General features: G+C 46.6%; 1 protein-coding gene. It reads right to left on the bottom strand.

Features of this window, described 5'->3' with window-relative positions:
- Positions 1 to 24 precede the first annotated feature (24 nt).
- Positions 25 to 640 (bottom strand): mechanosensitive ion channel family protein (locus R7040_RS27410; protein WP_318097737.1); only part of this gene is annotated, 616 nt, incomplete at its 5' end.

Genomic DNA, 640 nt, shown 5'->3' with positions numbered 1-640 from the left:
GGGCTTTGTGTGTTTAAGAGCGAATTAAAAACCGCTGTCTTCTTGATTTTTCGCCATTTGAATCGGGTCGAGCTTCAGTGTTTGAGTTGGGAACGCGATATCTGCGTTGTGCTCTTTAATGATGCCGACGACTTTCAATAACACGTCTTGTTTCACTTCGTGGTATCTCACCCAGTTCACGGTTTTCGTGAAGGTGTAGATAAAGAAGTTCAACGATGATGGGCCAAAGGTATCAAAGTTCACAATCAAGGTTTGGCGCGTATCGATGTCTTTGTGATTCTTTAACATTTCGCGCACTGCGGTGATGATTTCTGGCACTTTGTCGGCATCATCGTAACGCAAGCCCACCACTTCGTAGATTCGACGGTTTAGCATTCGGGAAGGGTTTTCAACCACGATGTTGCTAAACACGGAGTTAGGCACATAAAGTGGGCGTTTATCAAACGTGCGGATGCTGGTCATGCGCCAACCAATGCGTTCTACGGTGCCCTCGATTTGACGATCTGGAGAGCGAATCCAATCGCCTACTTTGAATGGACGATCGAAGTAAATCATCAAACCACCGAAGAAGTTCGACAGCAAATCTTTTGCAGCAAGACCTACGATTAAGCCACCCACACCACCAAACGTCAGCAGACCA

It is taken from the genome of Vibrio sp. 1069 (assembly GCF_033340555.1).
The sequence above is the reverse complement of the archived record's forward strand: the minus strand, read 5'-3'. Positions and strand labels throughout refer to the sequence as shown.